The organism is Nocardia sp. NPDC004722 (assembly GCF_053601505.1).
Map to the genome: position 1 here is coordinate 1 of NZ_JBSGBY010001059.1, position 1,442 is coordinate 1,442.

Genomic DNA, 1,442 nt, shown 5'->3' on the forward strand with positions numbered 1-1,442 from the left:
GGGCCCCGCGATAGTGCGGGGCGGGCGTCTCTCTTCGCAATCAGGTCAGAAGTCTTGGGCGGCTCGGCGTTCCAGGATGCGGCGGCGGGATTCGTAGTCGCGGAGGCGTTGGGGGTAGCCGACGCGGCGGGCGTCGTAGACCGGGATGCCGAGGGTGGATGAGAGGCGTTGGGCGCCACGTTCGCCGACTACGCGGCGGGTCCAGGCGCCGTCGTGGGCGACCAGGATGACCGAGACGTCCGAGACCGTGGTGCGGGGCTCGACGAAAGCCTCGACGCCGTAATGGCTTCGGGTCCAGGCGATGAGATGACGCATGTCGTCGGGGTCGGCGTCGCCGCGACGACCGGTTCCGCTGCGCCCGAACAGGTCCATCAAACCCATACCGGCAACCTCCTCCCCGGCCCATCGAGAACACCGCCGGATATCTCGATAGTGCCACTCGGACAAGCGACCGCAACTCTCCCGATCAAGTCCTAAGCAGCACCACAGCGACTCCTCAGCCCCAGCTCAGGCCACCCGCCGGACGAGGATGCCCCGGATTCGGAGGGCTCGCCGCCCGGCGGCGGAGAGCCTTCGATCAGCGCGCGGACGCCGCCCACGTTCCGACGGCACCGGGACAGCCCCGAGACACGGAACGGATGCAGGGCGCGACGGTCGTCCCGCAGCGCATGCGGCAATCGTCCGCGACGGGTGCATCGAAATCACATCGGCGGCGGAGCGGACCGCGAGTGTCGGATGCTGTACAGTGTCGCGGCACGCACGCCGTCCCGCGGGTTGCGGCCGCGTCTCAGCTAGCCCACCGCAACCGCCACACACCGGCCGCGACTCCCGCCCAGTGGCACCCCCGCCGCCCGCGTCGCGCGCAAACGTGATACGTGTCATGCCATCCCGTCAATCCAGCCTCACGCCAGGGACATCCGGTGCTCACACTCCGGAATGCGACACGAAGAGGTCGGCGCAACCGCCGCCCTGTGACACGCCGCACCCGGGCGAGTGCAAGGATGGTGAGCGGAACAAGAACCAACACGGATCTCCGGTGCCACAGAATGTTCGGTGGCCGTCGGGCCGACATCGCGACCCGCGATGCCACGCCCGCGGAGAGACGAACTGTTTAACCCGACGAGCAGTCAGAGGAGCCAACGGCATGACCTTCTCCGTCCAGATGCCCGCTCTTGGTGAGAGCGTCACCGAGGGCACTGTGACCAGGTGGCTGAAGCAGGAAGGGGACACGGTCCAGGTCGACGAACCGCTGCTCGAGGTCTCCACCGACAAGGTCGACACCGAGATCCCGTCCCCGGCCGCAGGCGTTCTGGTGAAGATCGTCGCCCGTGAGGACGACGTGGTCGAGGTCGGTGGCGAACTCGGCGTGATCGGCGAGGCCGGTTCCGAGCCTGCCCCGGCCGCCGCCCCCGCACCCGCCGCAGCCCCGGCCCCGGCGCCCG

General features: G+C 69.2%; 2 protein-coding genes. One reads left to right on the forward strand and one right to left on the reverse strand.

Features of this window, described 5'->3' with window-relative positions; genetic code table 11:
• Nucleotides 1-45: 45 nt before the first annotated feature.
• Nucleotides 46-381: an oxidoreductase gene (locus tag ACWELQ_RS45635; RefSeq protein WP_452403180.1), complete on the reverse strand. Its 336-nt coding sequence runs from the start codon at nt 379-381 to the stop codon at nt 46-48.
• Between the two features lie 763 nt (nt 382-1,144).
• Here ACWELQ_RS45635 and ACWELQ_RS45640 point away from each other — a divergent pair.
• Nucleotides 1,145-1,442: biotin/lipoyl-containing protein (locus tag ACWELQ_RS45640; protein ID WP_452403181.1), on the forward strand; the 298-nt coding region annotated here is incomplete at its 3' end.

Bases quoted from the DNA above. Each gene is read 5' to 3' on its own strand.
- ACWELQ_RS45635 (WP_452403180.1), bottom strand. From the start codon at position 381: ATGGGTTTGATGGACCTGTTCGGGCGCAGCGGAACCGGTCGTCGCGGC.